The organism is Cohnella rhizoplanae (assembly GCF_948329515.1).
Lineage (GTDB): Bacteria > Bacillota > Bacilli > Paenibacillales > Paenibacillaceae > Cohnella > Cohnella rhizoplanae.
Window position 1 is genome coordinate 274,912 of the sequence record NZ_CAOJCN010000005.1, and the last position, 18,537, is coordinate 293,448.

The 18,537-nt window shown below is 61.9% G+C and carries 13 protein-coding genes and 1 riboswitch; of the genes, 6 read left to right on the forward strand and 7 right to left on the reverse strand.

What is annotated here, in order from left to right; genetic code table 11:
* Positions 1-50: 50 nt before the first annotated feature.
* The 6 genes from PQG80_RS11335 to PQG80_RS11360 all read right to left on the reverse strand — a co-directional run bounded on the left by PQG80_RS11335 (position 51) and on the right by PQG80_RS11360 (position 10,863).
* Complete coding sequence (locus tag PQG80_RS11335; protein ID WP_271751420.1) at positions 51-3,917, reverse strand: galactose-binding domain-containing protein; 3,867 nt, start codon at positions 3,915-3,917, stop codon at positions 51-53.
* A gap of 575 nt (positions 3,918-4,492) precedes the next feature.
* Complete coding sequence (locus tag PQG80_RS11340) at positions 4,493-6,310, reverse strand: APC family permease (protein ID WP_271751421.1); 1,818 nt, start codon at positions 6,308-6,310, stop codon at positions 4,493-4,495.
* A gap of 100 nt (positions 6,311-6,410) precedes the next feature.
* Positions 6,411-6,572, reverse strand: a riboswitch (cyclic di-AMP (ydaO/yuaA leader).
* A 328-nt stretch (positions 6,573-6,900) separates the two neighbouring features.
* A complete protein-coding gene (locus PQG80_RS11345) occupies positions 6,901-7,695 on the reverse strand; it encodes an ABC transporter ATP-binding protein (RefSeq protein WP_271751422.1) in 795 nt (264 codons plus the stop codon).
* Positions 7,688-8,638: an ABC transporter permease gene (locus tag PQG80_RS11350; RefSeq protein WP_271751423.1), complete on the reverse strand. Its 951-nt coding sequence runs from the start codon at positions 8,636-8,638 to the stop codon at positions 7,688-7,690. The genes PQG80_RS11345 and PQG80_RS11350 overlap by 8 nt, the downstream gene beginning before the upstream one ends.
* 16 nt (positions 8,639-8,654) lie before the next feature.
* On the reverse strand, positions 8,655-9,737 hold the full coding sequence (locus tag PQG80_RS11355) for an ABC transporter substrate-binding protein (protein ID WP_271751424.1): 1,083 nt from the start codon (positions 9,735-9,737) through the stop codon (positions 8,655-8,657).
* 163 nt (positions 9,738-9,900) lie between these two features.
* The gene (locus PQG80_RS11360) at positions 9,901-10,863 is read right to left on the reverse strand and encodes a catalase family peroxidase (protein WP_271751425.1); all 963 of its coding nucleotides are present in this window, start codon (positions 10,861-10,863) and stop codon (positions 9,901-9,903) included.
* A gap of 227 nt (positions 10,864-11,090) precedes the next feature.
* On the opposite strand from PQG80_RS11360, the gene PQG80_RS11365 reads away from it, so the two are divergent.
* From PQG80_RS11365 to PQG80_RS11390, 6 genes are all read left to right on the forward strand, one after another.
* The gene (locus PQG80_RS11365) at positions 11,091-11,879 is read left to right on the forward strand and encodes a glucosamine-6-phosphate deaminase (protein ID WP_271751426.1); all 789 of its coding nucleotides are present in this window, start codon (positions 11,091-11,093) and stop codon (positions 11,877-11,879) included.
* A gap of 129 nt (positions 11,880-12,008) precedes the next feature.
* Positions 12,009-12,788, forward strand: coding sequence for an SIS domain-containing protein (locus tag PQG80_RS11370; protein ID WP_271751427.1), 780 nt, complete (start codon positions 12,009-12,011; stop codon positions 12,786-12,788).
* 48 nt (positions 12,789-12,836) lie between these two features.
* Complete coding sequence (locus tag PQG80_RS11375) at positions 12,837-14,675, forward strand: family 20 glycosylhydrolase (RefSeq protein WP_271751428.1); 1,839 nt, start codon at positions 12,837-12,839, stop codon at positions 14,673-14,675.
* Positions 14,668-15,147 (forward strand): GNAT family N-acetyltransferase, encoded by a 480-nt coding sequence (locus PQG80_RS11380; protein WP_271751429.1) that lies wholly within the window; start codon positions 14,668-14,670, stop codon positions 15,145-15,147. Before PQG80_RS11375 ends, PQG80_RS11380 begins: the two co-directional genes overlap by 8 nt.
* 397 nt (positions 15,148-15,544) lie before the next feature.
* The gene (locus tag PQG80_RS11385; RefSeq protein ID WP_271751430.1) at positions 15,545-16,045 is read left to right on the forward strand and encodes an IS1595 family transposase; all 501 of its coding nucleotides are present in this window, start codon (positions 15,545-15,547) and stop codon (positions 16,043-16,045) included.
* 22 nt (positions 16,046-16,067) lie between these two features.
* Positions 16,068-16,490: a hypothetical protein gene (locus PQG80_RS11390; protein WP_271751431.1), complete on the forward strand. Its 423-nt coding sequence runs from the start codon at positions 16,068-16,070 to the stop codon at positions 16,488-16,490.
* A 373-nt stretch (positions 16,491-16,863) separates the two neighbouring features.
* Here PQG80_RS11390 and PQG80_RS11395 read toward each other — a convergent pair whose 3' ends face one another.
* Positions 16,864-18,465 (reverse strand): helix-turn-helix domain-containing protein, encoded by a 1,602-nt coding sequence (locus PQG80_RS11395; protein ID WP_271751432.1) that lies wholly within the window; start codon positions 18,463-18,465, stop codon positions 16,864-16,866.
* Positions 18,466-18,537 lie beyond the last annotated feature (72 nt).

The following is an 18,537-nucleotide window of genomic DNA, read 5'->3' on the forward strand; positions in this document are numbered from 1 at the left end:
AAAACTGCAAAAATCCCGCCCGCCGGATGGCGGACGGGACGTGAACGGCCTCAAGGATTGACGTTGATCGTAAACGTAGAAGTCGTGTTTTTGATCGGCGTCGCGACGTTGTTGAAAGTCAGGTTGTTGAACGTAACGGAACCGACCGCGGGGCCTTGGCCCGGCTCGGGCATTTCGTTCGCCCAGATGCCGACGCCGCTCTTCGCGTCGAACGCGTCGCCGCTCTTTTGCGCCCCGGAGATCGTGATGTTGGTGAAGATCGTGTCGGTGACCGGATTTTCCGGCGTGCTGCCGTTGTACTTGGTCTGGAACATGATGCCGTGATACGTCGGATCGACGATATCCACGTCGCTCACCCGGATGCCCTGGAACACCTTGGACGCCGAGAACACCCAGATCGCCGGGAACGTCTGTTGGCCCCAGAAGTGGCCGCCCGCGCGCACGATCGAGATGTTCTCGAGCCGGGTCGGCGGGTTCGCGCCGAAGCCGTTCATCGGATAGCCGAAGTCGAGCGAGCTGATCGTGATGCCCGAGTAGCAGAGCGTATCCGCGATATAGATGTTGCGGAACGTGTTGGCGTACCCGCCGTAGACCGCGAGGCCCGCCGCGCGCCAGGTGAGGATGGACGTCAGATTTTCGAAAATGTTATCCTTCTCGTCCGCGCCGCCCGCGTCGATCGCCGAGAACAACGCGAAGCTGTCGTCGCCGGTCGCGCGCGCCTCGTTGTTGGAGATCAAGTTGTTCGTGCTGCCGTTGGTCATGTTGACGCCGTCGGCGAACGTGTTGCGGATGCGCGAATTTTTGATCGTTACGTAGTCCGTGTTCGCGCCCCAGTACATACACACCATGTGCTCGGTCCAGATGTTGTCGATCGTCATGTTCGCGACGTTGGCGAAGTCGAACACCTTGCCCGGCCCGTCGATGCGGGACGTGTAGTTGCCGAAGTAGGCGAAGTTGGCAAAGGTGGAGCCGTTCGCCGTGGACGTCGCGGAGAAGCCGATGTCGGTATTGGTCTGGCCCGCAGGCGCGACGAAGCGCGTGTACCAAGGACCCGCGCCGACGACCTTAATCGGCTTGCCGTACACCTGGAACTTGTTCGAAGTCGTGTACGTGCCGGCCGGCAGGTACACGCCGACGTAGGTGCCGGTCGCGTCCATCCGCACCTTGTCGAGCGCGTTCTGCACGTCCTGGTGCGTGAAGCCCGTCGGCACGACGTACTTGGCCGGATCGGGATTGGCGATCGGCGATACCTGCTCTAGGCTGACGAAGTCGATCGCGTAGCTCGTCGTGTTGGCCGCGTCCTTCTGCAGGCGGATCGTGCTGCCCGCCGGGATCGACGTATCGAACATCAGGTTCGCCTCGTCGTAAATATGGCGTGGCGATCCCGACCCCGGGCTGTTGCCCGGCGAGGTCTCGGAGCCGTACAGCCAAGCGTACTTGGACGTCAGGTTGATTGCCTTGGCGAAGGTGCCGTTGACGTAGACGTTCAGCGTCGCGTCGATGCCGTCGCCGCCCGGCGCGTCCGGGATCGAGAAGCGGGCGACGAGCGTATTGGTGCTCGCCTTGGTCGTGAACTGCACGTAGCTGCCGGTCGCGTTGAGCGTGACCGCCTTGCGGCCGGACGCTTCGCCGGCCAGGTCGCCGATATTGCGGTTGGGCCCGACGATCGCCGCGCCGCCGCCTACGGTGCCGTCCTCGGCCTCGTACATGTCGAACGGCATGTTCGCGCCGCGTCCGACGAACAGCGGCTGCGTCGAGACGTTGTTCGCCTGCTTGACGGGCAGCTCGTTGCCGTCGGCGGCGACCTGGATCTTGACGTTGTACTTGCCGTTCGCCGCGGTCCAGCTGCCGAGCGCGATCGAAGGGCTCGATGCGCCTGCGGAGAGCGTGCCCGCATAGCTGGCGGTCAGCGTCTTCACGACCGCGTTCGTCGTAGCGTCCGTCAGCGTCAGCGTGACGGCGTGCGCGCCGGCGGCGGAGGCGACGGTGCCCTGGTTTTTAAGGATGACTGAGAAACTCGTCGTATTGCCCGCAGCCGGGTTGCTAGGGCTCCAGCTCGCCGACGTGGCGACCAGGTCCGAGCTCTGCACCGGGCTGACCGTCAGGTTGGAGGGGCTGGCGTAGCTGTTGTTGTTCTCGTTCTGCTCGATAACGGCGTTGGACTCGTCGACCTTGGCCGAGAGCGCGTAGCTGCCCGCGTCCTTCGTGCCGACGCTGACGGCGACGTTCGTCTGGGCGCCTGCCGCGAGCGCGCCGACGCTCGCCGTGCCCACCTTAGTCGCGCCCAGGTAGAAGTCGACGCTCGTCGCGGCGGACGACAGCGAACCGGCGTTTTTAACGGTGGCGGTGAGACTGATGCTGTCCGTCTCGACCGGAGCGGCCGGCGTCCAGGACAGGCCCGTCACGGTTAGATCCGGATTGGGCGCGGGTACGCCGATGACCTGGAACTCCGCCACCTGACCGCCCGTCGCGCCGGTATTGGCCGTGAACTTCAGCTGAATCTCGCTGGCCGTGGCGTTTACGGGTATGGTGACGGTATTGCCGGTTGCCGGGTTAAACGTGTACTGTGCCGAAGAGACCAGGCTGGCGAATGCGGTCGCGTTCTGGTCGTGACCCAGCACCTGGATCGTCTGGGTCCGTGTCGCCCAGGCAGCATCCGGATTCAGCTTCAGCACGATGGCGGAGATGCCGGCGTTCGCGCCGAGCGAGACCGTTAACGTTGCGGGATAGCTGTTTGCGCTGCTTTCCCAGTAAGTCGCCGTACTGCCGTCATTGGCATTCGCCGCCGCATAGGTCCAATTCAGGGAGGAGGCGGTGATCGGCTTGCCCTGCGCTAGATTGGATCCTTGCGGCGGAGGCGTGGCGGTCGGCGTGGCCGTTGGCGTCGCGGTTGGGGTAGACGTTGGCGTCGCTGTTGGCGTCGCCGTCGGCGTGGCCGTTGGGGTCGCGGTCGGGGTTGCCGTCGGCGTTGGCGTCGGCGTCGCGGAAACGGAAGTCAGCGCGATTTGGTCCAGATTGACGTTACCCGAGTCGGTCGCTTCGTATTTATAAGCGATCGTGTTGCTGCCCGCGTTCAGCGCGAGCGTCTCGGACTTCGTTCCCCAAGCATCCCAGTTGGCGAGGCTCGCCAGCGTCGTCTGAGTGACCTTGGTACCATTCACGTAGACGCTCAGCGTTCTGGCCGCGCCGTTCCCGTTGCCGTACTTCAGCGCGACCGCATAGTTGCCCGCGGCGGCAGCATTTACGGTGAACTGAGTCTGCGCGCCCTGCGTCCAATAGCCGTCCACGAACCCTGTTCCCGTATACCCGGTATGGTCCGTGTTCACCTTGGCCCCGCCGGACAGCGCCGCGGCCTCGGCTTCATACACATTGCCCGCGGGCGGCGCGACCGTTCCGTACACCTCGAGCTCGGAGACCTGACCGGCAGGCCAGGCGCTATTGGCCGTGAAGTTGACCTTCACGTAGCGCGCGCTGGCGGCGGAAAAGCTAATCGTCACGACGTTGCCCGACGTTGGGTTAAAGGAATACGAGGCGGATGCCGCCAGCGTACTGTAAGCCGTATCGTTCAGGCTGCCCTGTACGGACAGCGTCTGAGAACGGGTCCCCCAGCCGGGCGGCAGCTTCAGCACGACTTGATTGACCGTGACCGCTGCGCCCAGATCGACGCGAATCCACTGCGGCCATGCATTGTTCGCGCTCTCCCAGTACGTGCCCGCATTGCCGTCCACGGCATTGCCCGCCTGGTATACGTCGGCGTAAGAGCTCGCGGTGACGGGCTTGTTGGCGGCCAGGTTCGGTCCGTCCGCATAAACCTTGGATAGCGGCAGTCCCGCCAAGTTGGCGAACAGCCCGGCCATCAGCGCAAGAGCCAGCAAAGAAGCCGCCCACGGCTTCCGTTTCCCCGTATGCAGTTGCATGAACATCATCTACCTCCTTTAATTGGTTGAAGCTGAAGCGATTGCCCTCGGTTCCTTGCGGCTTGAACGGCTGCTAGACGAGACGACGGTGCTTCACGGTCCTTGTCGGCGCGGCGACCTCCTCCTCCCGGATATGGATGATGCTTCCTTTTTTATTATAGGCGCTTACATTTTTGCGGACGATGTACATTCCTATGGGATGTGTGTGCGTAATTACGGTCTGTGGCGGAGGAGGAAGTTCCGGGCAAAAGCGTTCGGTCGGGGGACGAGACTGCGCGGCGGAATAGCGATGCGGCACATTCTTATTCTGCGGGATAGGGGGCCGCGCAGCGGAATAGCGATGTGGCACATCCTTATTCTGCGGGATAGGGGGCTGTGCGGCCAAATAGCGATGTGGCACATTCTTATTCCGCGGCAAAGGGAGCTGCGCGGCGGAATAGCGATGCGGCACATTCTTATTCTGCGGGATAGGGGGCCGCGCAGCGGTCCATGCCAAAAAAAACTCGCCCGCCTAATCGCGGACGAGCTTGGATATTAATCTTCGTTTAGCCGCCGACGACTCGCGCCTTTAAGGATTAACGCCTTAAATGGTAAGGCACGGTCGCGATGATGACGTCCTTCTGATTGTACAGATACGCGCGCAGCAGCAGGCTCGACTGGTTGTGCAAAATATGCTGCCACCAGTGCTTGGCGATGAACTGCGGAATGAGGACGGTGATATGGTCGGTCTCGGCGGTTTTCCACTCGATCGTATCGATGAACTTCATGATCGGCCGGATGATGCTGCGATAGCTCGACCTGAGGGTGATGAGCCGGACACCGGGGTCCCACTCCGCCCACTTCTTCTCCATCCGCTCGATCTCTTCGTCGTCGAAGCCGACGTACACGGCCACCACGTTGTCCGTGAGCGACTTGGCGTAGCTGAGCGAGTTCATGACCACGCGGGTGATGCCGGCCACGGGCACGACGATCGTGCTGCCCTTGATGCAGGGCTTCTCCTTGGACGGATCGATGCGGAGCTCGTCGGCGGTATTCCTGTAGTGCCGCGCGATGGCGAAGAACGTCCACATGACGACGGGCAGGAAGACGAACACCATCCACACATGACTGAACTTGGTGAAAATGAAGATGAGCGTGATGCTGAGCGTGGTCAGCATGCCGATCGTGTTGACGATCAGGCGCGTCACCCAGCCCTGCGGGCGGAGCCGGATCCAGCGCACCATCATGCCGAGCTGCGACAGGGTGAACGGGATGAAGACGCCGACCGCGTACAGCGGGATCAGGTTCTCTGTGTTGCCGTGGAAAAGGATGACCAGCAAGGCCGAGAACACGCCAAGGAAGATGATGCCGTTGGAATAGCCGAGCCGGTCGCCGCGGACCATGAAGGCGTGCGGCATGTATTTGTCCTTGGCCAGCATGAAGGCGAGCAGCGGAAACGCGGAATACGCCGTATTCGCCGCCAGGACGAGGATCAGCGCGGTAAGCGCCTGAATGATGTAATAGATCGTGCCCCGCCCGAAGGTCGACTGGGCAATCTGCGAGACGACCGTCTGCTTCTCGTCCGGCGTCACGCCGTACCAGTACGCGAGCAGGCTGATGCCGATGAACATCGCGCCCAGGATCGTGCCCATCATGACCAGCGTGGCGGCTGCGTTGCGCTCGGCCGGCTTCTTGAAGTTGGGGATGGCGTTGGATACGGCTTCGACGCCCGTGAGCGCGGAGCAGCCCGAGCTGAACGCCTTGAGGAGCAGGAAAAGGCTGACGTTGGATACCGCCGCGCCGAACTCCGGCACGTGGGCGTCCGCTCCGCCGGCGGCGTACTTCACGATGCCGGTGGCGATTAGCACGAAAATCGCGACCACGAACAGATAAATCGGCGTGGCGAGCACGGAAGCGGACTCCGTGACGCCGCGAAGGTTCATGACGGTCAGGATGAGGATGATGATCAGGGCAATGGCGACCCGGTGGTCGTGCAGCGACGGGAACGCCGAGGTGATCGCGTCCGTGCCGGCCGACGAGCTGACCGCCACGGTCAATATATAGTCGACCAGGAGCGAGCCGCCTGCCAGGAGCCCGGTCGATACACCGAGATTGTCCTTGGCTACGATGTAGGCGCCGCCGCCTGCCGGATAGGCATAGATCGTCTGACGGTAGGAGAGGATGAGTACGAATAAAAGTCCGAGCACCGCAAGCGAGATCGGCACCGAGTACCAGACGGCCGCGAAACCAGCCGCCATCAGCACGAGCAGAATCTGCTCCGTGCCGTATGCGACCGACGACAGCGCGTCGGACGACAAGACGGCCAGCGCTTTGAATTTGCCTAGCTTTGCCCCTTCGATCTCCGCGCTTTTCATCGGTCTTCCGATCAATAACCGCTTTACCTTGCTGACCATGGTTAATCTCCTTTGTCGTTCCGGAGCACCCCGCGCGCATCAAGAAAAAGCCGCAGGAAAGAATCTCCCGCAGCTTATTCGGCATACGAATAGCGGCGCAGGTTCCTCTTCCGGACGCTTGCGAGGTTAGCTGTCGGATTCGGGCTCGGTAAGCAGCCCTACGCTCGGCCAGGCCAAGCGATTCACCCCGGGCAGCGCAGTTCATGCGGCTGCCGGTTGGTTCCCCCGTTCCCGCTCCCGCGGGATTCAGCGATTAGGATGTTGAATCACGAATTGAATCATACGTCACGTTCCCCGTTGATGTAAACTGCCGCTCAAGGGGATGAACAGCGGAGCGAGCGGCAAGTAAGCCATGGGAGCGATTACATTGAAGCGGCTCTTGCATTATCGCGGCCGTGCACCCCGGCGCGCGTTTTTTTGCCGTTTTTGCATCCACTTTCGGGCCGATCCCGGAACGAAGGATATAAAAAAACCGCCCCGTCTCCCGGCAAGCGGGCGGACAGGGCGGAAACCTTGAAAAACAAAACCGGCACCGCGCAGGCGCGATGCCGGTCATTCGTTACCTTAGAGCTTATCCGACGAGGACGCTGTCAGCCCAGGACAACCCGGTCGTCCGCGAGCTTATGGCCGCTGATGCGCTCGAACTCGCCGAGCAGCTTCTGCACGGTCAGGTCCTGCTTGCGGTCGGCCTGGATGTCGAGGATGATGCGGCCTTTATCCATCATGATCAGGCGGTTGCCGAGGCGGATCGCCTGCTCCATGTTGTGCGTCACCATGAGCGTCGTGAGCTTCATGCTGCGGACGATCTCCTCGGTGAGGCGCGTGATCAGCTCCGCGCGCGCCGGATCGAGCGCTGCCGTGTGCTCGTCGAGCAGCAGGATGCCCGGCCGCGTGAAGGTGGACATCAGCAGGCTGAGCGCCTGGCGCTCGCCGCCGGACAGCAGGCCGACCTTGGCGCGCAGCCTGCCGTCGAGGCCGATGCCGAGACGCTGCAGCTCCTGCTTGAACAGGGCGCGCTTGCGGCCCGTCACCGCCCAGCCGAAGCCGCGCGGCTTGCCTCGCGCGTACGCCATCGACAGGTTTTCCTCGATCGTCATGTTAGGCGCGGTGCCCGCCATCGGATCCTGGAATACGCGCCCGACCCATCTGCTGCGCTCGGACTCCGACTTGGCCGCGACGGATTGCCCGCCGATGAGCACGTCCCCGATATCCGGCTGCATGACGCCCGAGATGATGTTCATCAGCGTGGACTTGCCCGCCCCGTTGCTGCCGATGACCGTGACGAAGTCGCCCTCGTTCAGCTTCAGGTTAATGTCCATGAGCGCGATCTTCTCGTCGGGCGTACCCGGGTTGAACAGCTTGGATACTTGCTTAAGCTCAAGCATCGGTTCTCGCCCCCTTGCCGCGAATGCCGGCCATCAGCTCGGCCGTGCGCCGCTTGGCTTGCTGCTTCTGCTTCGCCGACCGGCTCGCCGTCGGAATGACGAGCGCCAGGATGACGATGACCGCGGTAATCAGCTTAAGGTCCGTCACCTTGAGATGCAGCCACTCGGCGCGCAGCGCGAGCGCGTAGACGATCCGGTACGCGATGGAGCCGACGACCACGGCGAGCGTCGCCCAGAAGACGCGCTTGGGCCCGAGCAGCGCTTCGCCGATGATGACGGACGCGAGCCCGATGACGATCATGCCGATGCCCATGGAGATGTCGGCAGAGCCGCCGTCCTGCGCGATCAGCGCGCCGGACAAGGCGACGAGGCCGTTGGACAGGCTGACGCCGAGGATCGTCGTCAGGTCCGTGTTGGAGCCGAAGCTGCGGATCATGCGCTTGTTGTCGCCCGTCGCGCGCAGCGCGAGCCCGAGGTCCGTATGGAGGAACGCGTCGAGCAGCAGCTTGACCGCGATCGCGACGACGAACAGAATCGCGATATAGGCGAGACGGGTATCATGCCATTCGTGCGAGGCGATGCCCGAGAACAAGGTGCTCTCGCCAAGCAGCGAGATGTTCGGCTTGCCCATGATGCGCATATTGATCGAATAGAGCGCGATCATCATGATGATGCCCGCGAGCAGGCCGTTGACCCTGCCCTTGGTGTGCAGCAGGCCAGTGCAGACGCCCGCCGCCAGACCGCCGCCGAAGGCCGCCAGCGTCGCGATCCAGGGCGCATGGCCGTGGGAGATCATCACGGCGGCGATGCCCGCCCCCGTCGTGAAGCTGGCGTCTACGGTCAGGTCGGGGAAGTCAAGGATGCGGTACGTGATGTATACCCCGAGCGCCATCAAGGCATACATGAAGCCAAGCTCGACCGCGCCGGTCAGGGAATGGATCAATGATGACACCTACTCTTTATTGGATGATATTGTTGGTCGGGTCCTGCACCTTGCTCTTCATGCCGTCCGTGACCGTGATGCCTTGAGCTTCGGCGGCCTTCAGGTTCAGGATCAGGTCCAGCTTCTCCTGCATGCCGACCTTCAGATCGCCGATCTTGGCGCCGTTCTTGAGCACTTCGACCGCCATCTGGCCGGCTTGGTAGCCGTGATCATAGTACTTGAAGCCGTAGGTGGCGAAGGCGCCCTTCTCGACGGTGTCGCGATCGCTGGAGAAGAAAGGCAGGTGATTGTCGTTGGCGACCTTGATGACCGCGTCGACGCTGCTGACGACCGTGTTGTCCAGCGTGATGAACAGCGCGTCCGCGCGGCCTACGAGCGACTCGGCGGCTTGCTTCACCTCGGAGGTGTTCGTCACCGGCGCCTTAACCAGCTCGATGTTATGCTTCTTGAGCTGCTCCTCGGCGTTCTTGGCCATGACGACGGCGTTGGATTCGCCCTCGTTGATGACAAGGCCGACCTTCTTCACGTTCGGGAAGTCGGAAGCGATGAAGTCCATCAGCTGCTGAACCGCGACCGGATTCGTGTCGGAGATGCCCGAGATGTTCGCGCCCGGCTTGTCCAGGTTCGGCACGAGCTTGGCGTCCAGCGGATCGGTAACGGCGGCGAACAGGATTGGCGTGTCCTTGACGTACTGCGCCAGCGCGACCGCGGACGGCGTCGCGATCCCGAGGACGAGGTCGTATTTCTCAGACGCGATCTTCTGGCCGATCGACAGGTTCGTGTTCTGATCTCCCTGCGCGTTGTTCAGCGAGATCTTGAGGTTCTTGCCTTCTTCGATGCCGGCATCCTTCAGCGCGGCGATGAAGCCGTCGCGCGTCGCGTCCAGCGACGGGTGCTCGACGATCTGCGAGATCGCGATCGAGTAGGTCTTGTCGTCGGCAGCAGGCGCGGACGCGCTCGCGGAAGCGCTGGCCGACGGCGATGCCGAAGGGCTGGCCGCACCGCTGTTGTTGTTGCCGTTGTCGTTCTTCGCGCCGCAGCCTGCAGTCGCCAACATCGCCAGCGAGAGCAGGGCGGATGCCCAAATTCTCTTTTTCATCGTCATAGCCCCTTATCCTATTAGTCGTTTAAATAACAGTTTAAATGTCGGGGCGTTCATTCGTCAATTAAAGCGTAAGCGCAGCGCTCCTATGGAGGGACAACGCGTCGAACGGACGCATCGCAAAAAGCCCCGGGGACCGGGGCTAGCAGCAGCCGCGCATTTACTCGCCGCTGCTTCGTCTTCGCAGCGACTCTCCGTATACGGGGCTGCGGAACCGCAGGATCGGATCGTCAGACGGCTCGATGCCCGCCCCCGTTACGGTCGGGTCCATCGCTAGACCGTCCGCTTCCCCGGCGACATCAGTAATGGAGAGTACGCCGGCATCGATCCGCTCCCGGTCTTCGGGCCACGGGCGAGTCGGATCGTCCGTCGGATCCTCCTCCCGTCCCAGCACGATATCTAAGCGGAAGCGAAGCGGCCCGTTCCGCAGACGCTCGGCGACATCGCGCTCGAGATAGTCCTCCGGCAGCGACCGCAGGTCCGCGAGCGACAACGTCTCTACGCCCAGTTCCGGCACCCACTCGAACTTAACCGGCCTGCGCACTCCGGCCTCGTCCACCAGCAAGAAGGCATGGATCGCGTAGTACCTGCAGGTCGCGTAGCTGGCCGGCGGCCGCAGCTTGCCTACGTGCATGAAGGCGTGACGCGCTTCCGGGAAGTGCGTCGCGAGCTCCGCAGCGGCCGCGATGGCGCCGATGCCGCCCCCCTTCAACCGGTTCGCTTCCTTAATAAGGTCGAAGAACGACTCGGGCGTTCTGGCGAAAAAAACCGGAACCGTCACGGCGGTCAGCGCCGAAACATCGCCGCCCGGCGGCCGGAACCGCACGGCCAGCCCCTTGCCCGGCGACAGGATGTCGGCCAACGAAGGATCGGTCGAACTGCCGGAGAAGCGGACGAGCGCTTCGATCCCGATCCCCGCCTCGCGCAGATGCGGCGCGGTCGTGAATCCGGCCGCCAGACCGCTCGGCGTAAATACGGCGCGACAGCAAATGCCTTTCGCATGCGCGCGTCTCTTGCCTGGATGTACGCCCGACAGTCCCTCGAGCGCGTCGACGGTTCGGTCCGTAAGCTGCGCATCGCCGTCTTCCGCGGCGGCCGCTTCGGCTCGGGTACGATCTGCCATAGGTTCATGCATCCGGAATTCACCTCCCGTTCGGAATGTCGTCAGACCGTGCAAGCCGGCAATTGTTATATTTACCCGCCGCACGCGTTGTTAATCGACTCCCGTCAGCCATGAAGGCCTCGTCGCCGATGGTCAAATCAGGCCCGGTAACGGTCAAATTATTTTTGAGGCGCCTTGCTATATTGGAGTGGCAATCGACTGGGCTTCATCGAATGGAGGAACGCAAGATGAGTCAATCCACGCTTTTCCCCGTCTATTCTCTGCTGAAGGATAACCTGCGCACGCACGTGTACGCGGACAGACGTCAGCTGGGCCGGGCGGCCTGCGACGACTTCGTCGCCAAGTTGAAGCCGCTGCTCGCCATCGGCCGCGGCGCTCGCGTCGTGTTCGCGGCGGCGCCTTCGCAGAACGAATTTCTGGACGCGCTCGCCGCCGAGCCCGGCATCGACTGGAGCCGCGTCACGGCCTTCCACATGGACGAGTATCTGGGCTTGCCGGCGGGCGCACCGCAGCGCTTCGCGCAATACTTGGGTGAGCGCCTGTTCGACAAGGTGAAGCCGGGCCGCGTTCATCTCATGAGGCCCGAAGAAGACGCCGAAAAGGAAGCGCTTCGATACGAAGGCCTGCTCCGCGAAGCGCCGATCGACATCGTCTGTCTCGGGATCGGGGAGAACGGACACCTGGCCTTCAACGATCCGCCGGTCGCCGACTTCAACGATCCTAGATGGGTCAAGCCCGTCGAGCTCGACGCCGCTTGCCGCGCGCAGCAGGTACATGACGGCTGCTTCGGATCGCTGGCGCGCGTACCGACGCATGCGCTCACGATGACCGTCCCGGCCTTAATGTCCGCGATGCATCTGATAGTCATCGTACCCGGTCATCGCAAGCGCGAAGCGGTGCGGCGCACGATCCACGGACCGATCGACGAGGCTTGCCCCGCCACCGCGCTGCGCCGCCATGAGAGCTGTACGTTGTATACGGATGCGGACAGCTTCGGATACAAGCAGGCCGATTAAAACTAACGATGCGAAGGAGGGAATTCACGGATCGACTCGCGGCGGGCATCAGCATGCTGCGCGCCCCGCGGAAATCGCGTTACGCAGGAAAGTCTTGCCGCAGCTTATTATGACGAGGAGGTTACGGATATGGAGCAAAGACCGCTATCCGCGCAAGAAGACATTATGGGAGCCTATCTGAACTACATAACGGAATTGCTCGAAGAGATCCGGAGCGAGCCGCGCGAGCGTCTGCTCGAGGTCGCCGGCCTGCTGGCCGATCATATCGCGGAGGATAAGCTCGTCTATCTGTACGGGCCCGGCGGACATTCGAACATGAACGCCACGGAGATCTTTTTCCGGGCCGGCGGCTTGATGCACATCAGCGCCATCCTCGACGAGGGCACTATGATCTCGAACGGCGCGCTCCGCTCGATGGCCGTCGAGCGCACGCCGGGTTACGGCAAGCTCGTCATCGAGGACAACCGGCTCGGCGCCGGCGATATTCTAATCCTGGCCAATGCCTATGGCATCAACACCGCCTGTATCGACGCTGCGCTCGAAGCGAAGCGCAGAGGGGTCGTCACCATCGCCGTCACCTCGGTCGGCCATGCGGACGCGACGCCCAAGGACCACCCGGCGCGCCATCCGTCGAGGCTTAACCTGTACGAAGCGTGCGATTATTACCTGGACAGCAAGGTGAAGCCCGGCGATTCGGCGCTGCCGATCCAGGGTCTGGAACCTAGGATGGGATCGACGTCCACGTTCGCCAACGCCTTCTTGCTCAACTCTCTGATGATGACCGCCGCCGCCCTGCTCGCCGAGAAGGGTATCGAGGTGCCCGTATGGAGAAGCGCCAACGCGCCCGGCGGAGACGAATGGAATAATCGGTTCATCGACAGGTTCAAGGGCCGCGTAAGATGGCTGTAGAGCCGGCGCGCAAGCCGGTTATATCATAAACGCCGAGGAGGCATCGCCATGAAGCTGGACCTGATTCCGCAACCACAATACGTGCGCCTGTTGACTGTAGACGGGGACGACACCCTCCCCTTGCCCGCCCATCTGGACGGCATGCGCGTCAAGCTGCTGATGCCCCGGCCGGACGACAGGCTGTCGCGCGCGGCGCGGGAACTCTTCGGCGGCGCGAATGTCTCCGAGGAGACGTCGCCGGACACATACGCCCTCCTGTCCGAGGGCCAGCCGCTGCTTAGTCAAGCAACCGATCGGCTGGCTGGCCGTCACGACGGCTATGTGCTGCGCGTCGGCGACGGCGGCCTGTCGCTGCATGCCCGCGAGGCGTCCGGCTTGTATTATGGACTGAAGACGCTGCTCCAGCTCATGCGCAGATACGATCCGCTGCCGGCGCTCGAGATCGCGGACTGGGCCGATCTGCAGCTGCGCAGCGACTACCTGGATCTTCGCACCGTTTATCCGACGTTTCCCAATCTCCTCGCCTATATCGCGGAAATGTCCGACTACAAGCTCAACACGCTCGTCGTCGAGTACGAGGACAAGCTGCCGTTCGAACGTCATGCCTTCCTGCGCCATCCCGAACTGGCGATGACCGAGGCGGAGCATGCCCGGCTGCTGGATACTTGCAGGGAGCACTTCATCGAAGTCATTCCCAAGCAGCAGTCGTTCGGCCATCTCGAATTCATTCTGAAGCACCCGCCGTATAACGCGCTGCGGGAAACGCCCGACAGCGTAGGCGAACTGTGTCCGCACCGTCCCGGCGCCTTCGACATGATGGCAGGCATCCTGGAGGAAGTTGCCGCGCTGCATCCCGACAGCCGCTATCTGCATATGGGCTGCGACGAGGTATGGAGTCTCGGCGAGTGCCCGGACTGCCGCGCCTCCGGATTGACGCGCGAGGCGTCCTTCATCGCCTTCGTCAATCGGCTCGCCGCCCGCGTGCGCGAACTCGGCAAGCGGCCGATGATCTGGCACGACATGCTAATGCACGCCTCGCACGAGGAGTTGGCTGCGCTCGATCCCGAGGTAACCGTCGTCGTATGGATCTATGGCGGTCACCGCATGAAGCGGGACGCGCTGGACATGATCGGCAAACTAAGACGAGCGGGTATGACCGTCATCGGAGCCTCCTCGGTGCGCTGTTGGGACGACGAGGGGGACCAGAACTACCCCGTCATCCGCAACCGTATCGCCAACGTCCTGCACTGGACCGCGCTCGCCGAGAGCGAGCAGCTGCCAGGCGTCATCGGCACCAACTGGTCCGCTCCCTTCGCGCTTGGCAGCCCATATGGACTGTTCGAGACGTCGCGCTATCCGGCCTTTTTCTCCGCCGACCAATGCTGGAACCGCAGGGCCGACCCGGTCACATATCTCGCGCGTTTCCTCTCCCAGTATCACGGCATGGACGACGCGGCTGCGGCAGCCGACGGCTACGAGATTGCGGATTACTACCAGCTCGTCCCGGAGCTGCTGCCCGATATCGCGCTCAATCGCCCGGCTGCCAATCTGATCGCGGCGATGATCCAGTACGAGATTCCGGCAAAACGCCGGCTGCCGCTGTATACATTCCTCTTCAGGGGCGAGCTGTATCCCGGAGAAGAGGTCATGACGAGTCTCAGAGACAAGCACCGGACCGGCTACGCCGCGCTCGAAGCCGCCAAGGCAGCCATGCGGGAAGCGGTTGCGCCGCTGCTGCCGCCGTCCATGGCCGAACTGTACATCGCATCAAGGTTTTATCGGTTCGGACTGTACGAGGCCAAGCTGCTGGAGATCGCTTCCGCCGGGGAAGCTGCAGCCGGCGAACCGCGCGGGGACGATCAAGAGGAGGAAGAGCGACATGCCTGACATGCTGGTCAAATTGTACGACCTGCCGGACGGCCGTGAAGAGCTTGCGGCGCTAGAGAAACAAGGCATTCGCATCGTGCGCGCCATGACGGCCGACAAAGGCCGGCTGGCCGATTTCGTAGGGAAGCACTTCACGGAGAACTGGCGCAGCGAATGCGAATGCGCCTTCGGCAGGCTGCCGTCCTACGCGTTCATCGCCGTGCGGAACAAGGAGATCGTCGGCTTCGCGCTGTACGACGCCATCGTACGCAACTTCTTCGGCCCGACCGGCGTGGCGCCGGAGTGCCGCGGACTCGGCATCGGCAAGGCGCTGCTGCTCGAAACGCTGCGGGCGATGCACGAGGAAGGCTATGCCTATGCGGTGATCGGCTGGGTAGAAGAAGCGCTCGGCTTCTACGCCAAAACCGTCGGCGCTACGGTCATTCCGGACTCGTTCCCGGGGGCGTACCGGAACCTGGCCGCATTAAACTGATCGCGGGTAGGTCCCGCTCCAGCCTAAAAGATAGACGCCGGCCCAAGCGGAACGCCTTAAGCGGCGCGAGCTCGCTTGGGTTCCTTTTTTTTCCATGCGGACGCTTCATGGGTGGTGTTCCTCCCATTTTAACGATATCCCCTTCCAACAGGACCAACGCACGCGGCACCTCCGTTCGTTCAACCAGACCCTCAACGCACACGACATCTCCGTTCATTCGATCCGAAGCATCTGAATATGACAAGCCCCTCGCAACTACTACTTGATACTCTTATCGCGCCACATGAGTATCCCTTTCGACAAGGTAATATGGCGAACATTCTTACCGTTTTGGCCCTTGCGATTATACCCAATATTTGCTACTATAAGAACAAACGTTCCTATCGGAGTGATCTCCATGCCTAACCGCTTCTCGATCTATGACGCTGTGCCGGCTTATAGCGAAGAAGACTGCGCGGGTGCTCTGTTCGCCGCCAAGTGGCCGGACGGATTTCGTTGTCCCCGCTGCGCGCATCCTCATTATTACAAGGTGTCGTCTCGCGGACGCCATCTGTTCGAGTGCCGCTCCTGCGCCCATCAGACTTCCCTCACGGCCGGGACGGTGCTCGAGGGTACGCGCACGCCGCTAACCAAGTGGTTTCAGGCGATGTTCTTGATGCAGATCGGTATTAACGCCAAGCTGCTGGCCGAGCTGATCCGGGTGACGTACAAGACGGCTTGGCTGATCAATCACAAGCTGCGCCACGCGATCGGGGAGTGGGACCGCATGCGTCCGCTCGAGGGCGACCTTCAATTGCTCGGCGGATTATTACGGTTACGAATACCATCGCTACTTCAGCAGTCTAATCGTGCAGGGGGAGCTGAGGCCGCAGCCAGTCGTGGTCGGCGTCTCGCTTGATGGAGCAGGAGAGATCGTTCATGTGAAAATGAAGGCCGTCGACGGTCCCGAAGGCGACCGTCCGGCGATTCGCGGCGGAGCGGGCGGCGAGGAATCGATGGAACGTTTTGTGCAAAAACATGTCGCCGGCAGCGAAGCCACCGGACATGCCGATATTCTCGAGCGCGGCCACCGGGGGCGCTCCGCCGCGCATATCGCCTGGCGCGAGGCCGTGCGCTGGATGGCCCGCACGTTCGGCGGCATCGGTCCGAAGCACCTGCAGGCATACCTCAACGAGTTCTGCTTCCGCCGCGTGTGCAGCCACGATATGCTGGCGGAGCTCATCGCAAGCTGCGGTACCACGGAGACGATTACCTATCGAGGATTGGTGGCCGCTCGTTCCGGCATCCGGCCGATCCGCTGGGTATACAGACGCCCAGTGCGCACCCAGCAACGTACCGGTTAACATAACCGTATCTGTCGTACTGCCTCGCATGCGGTTGTTCCTGACTGAGAGTACCGATAAGCAAACCGCATATGATCGAATTCTCGCATGCAGTTGTTCCTGACCGAAAGTACTGATAAGCAAACCACATATGATCGTAATGCTCGCATGCAGTAGATCCTGCCAAAATATAACAACTAATAAACCGCATACGATTGTAATGCTTCTCGCGCGTTTGTTCCTGACTGAAGGGGATATCGTTAAAATGGAGCAGATGAGTATATCGCCCAGCGGCATGTTCCATATTCTTACAAATAACTGCAGATCTGCTCGGTCGGACAGCCTCTCAGGAACTATGGCTCGCCCCTTTACGCTTGCTTTACCAGCCTCTCTGTCACTCTCCCCGATACTCGCCCGGCGTGCCGCCGATATGCTTTTTGAACAATTTGGCGAAGTAGCTTTTGTTTTCGTAACCGAGGCGCGTTGCGACTTCTTCGACGCTTATATTGCTGCGGGCGAGCAATTCTTTGGCCCTTTCCATCTTGGCGGTGGTGACGTATTGAATGAAGTTGTAGCCCGTTTCGCGTTTGAACAGCCGGCTGAAGTAGCTGGAGTTGATGTGCAGCATGTCGGCGACTTCTTCGAGCGTGATCTTCGAGCCGATGTTGTGGCTGACGTATTGTTGGGCGCGCAGGATCTCGGAACGCCGAGACTGCTTGTAGATAAGCCCGAGCAGCGGCATTCTTTCTTTGAAAAACTGCAGCATCCAGTCCCCCAGCTCGTGAATCGTGGCAATGTCGCCCAGCGTCCGGTGCAGCACTTCCATCGAGAAGACGCTTTGATAATGCTGCAGCGCCAGAAAACGCGTCTGATTGTCGTACAACATCTTGAGCGTCCATTCTTTGACCAGCTCAGGTTGACAGTGCCGCTCGCGCACGAGGTCCAGCCAACTGCCGATGTACGCCTCGAGCTGCGCCTCGTCCTCTTCGAGGAAGGCATCGCGGATGCGCTGAAGCGCCTCGGGATATACGTCGTGCAGATCGCCCTCTCCCAGGTCAGGCAGCTCGGCGAGCGTGAAGATCCCCTCATCGGGAAGGTAGAATCGGCCCGCGCCGGAGGACAGGAGCTGTTCGGCCGCCCGTCCGAGCGCCGCCGGCGCCGCGGCCGACGTACCGATCAGGAAGGCCGCGGAGATGCCGCTCTCCGCGGACAGTCTCTCGCCAAGCGCCCGCAGCGAGGGCCGGACCGATTCGACCTTCATCTCCGTGAGGCTTCGTCGAAACGGAAACAGCAGCACCGCCTCTCTCTTCCCGTGCGGCAGCAGCACGGTACCGGGCAGCTCGCATGCCAGTCCGGCCGCGGCTTGGCCGACGGCGGCCTGTACGGCACGCTCGTCCGGCAGCCGCCGCGAGAGCTCGGACCAGCGGTTTAACGCGATCAGTACGGGCAGCCATACTTTGCCCTCGAAGTCGATGCCCGCTTCAGCGGCCCCGTCCGCCCACGCTAGATCGCGGCCCCCGTCCGTCGTCATCCTGTCCAGAAGTCCTTGCCGGAGCAGCAGCGCGTTCTCTTCTTTTTTGGACCGCATGCGGGCCATCTCGCGAGATTGTTCCTTCTCGGCCGCGATCTGGTCCGACAGCTTGCGCAGCAGGGCCGCGATCTGCTCCGGACGCATCGTTTCCTTGAGCACGTAGTCGTCCACCTGTAAACGGACGGCTTGCTGCGCATAGGAGAAGTCGCCCATGCACGATAAAATGACGCAGCGAATGTCTGGCTTTAGCCGCTTCAGCTCGCCGATCAACTCGATGCCGTCCATCTGGGGCATGCCGATGTCGGTGATGACGATGTCGGGCGGCGCAGCCTGCGCCCGCTCCAAGGCGACCGCCCCGTTTTTGCAGGTCGAATGAACCTCCAGGCGGAGGTCCTTCCAGGGAATAGACGCGCTCAAATATTCCAGCACCGGATAGTCGTCGTCCACGAGCATGACTGAATACACAGGAACCCCTCCCCAATCTCGTGCCTCGTGCAGCTTGCGGGACGTATTTCCTCGTCGACTTGGCGAGGATTC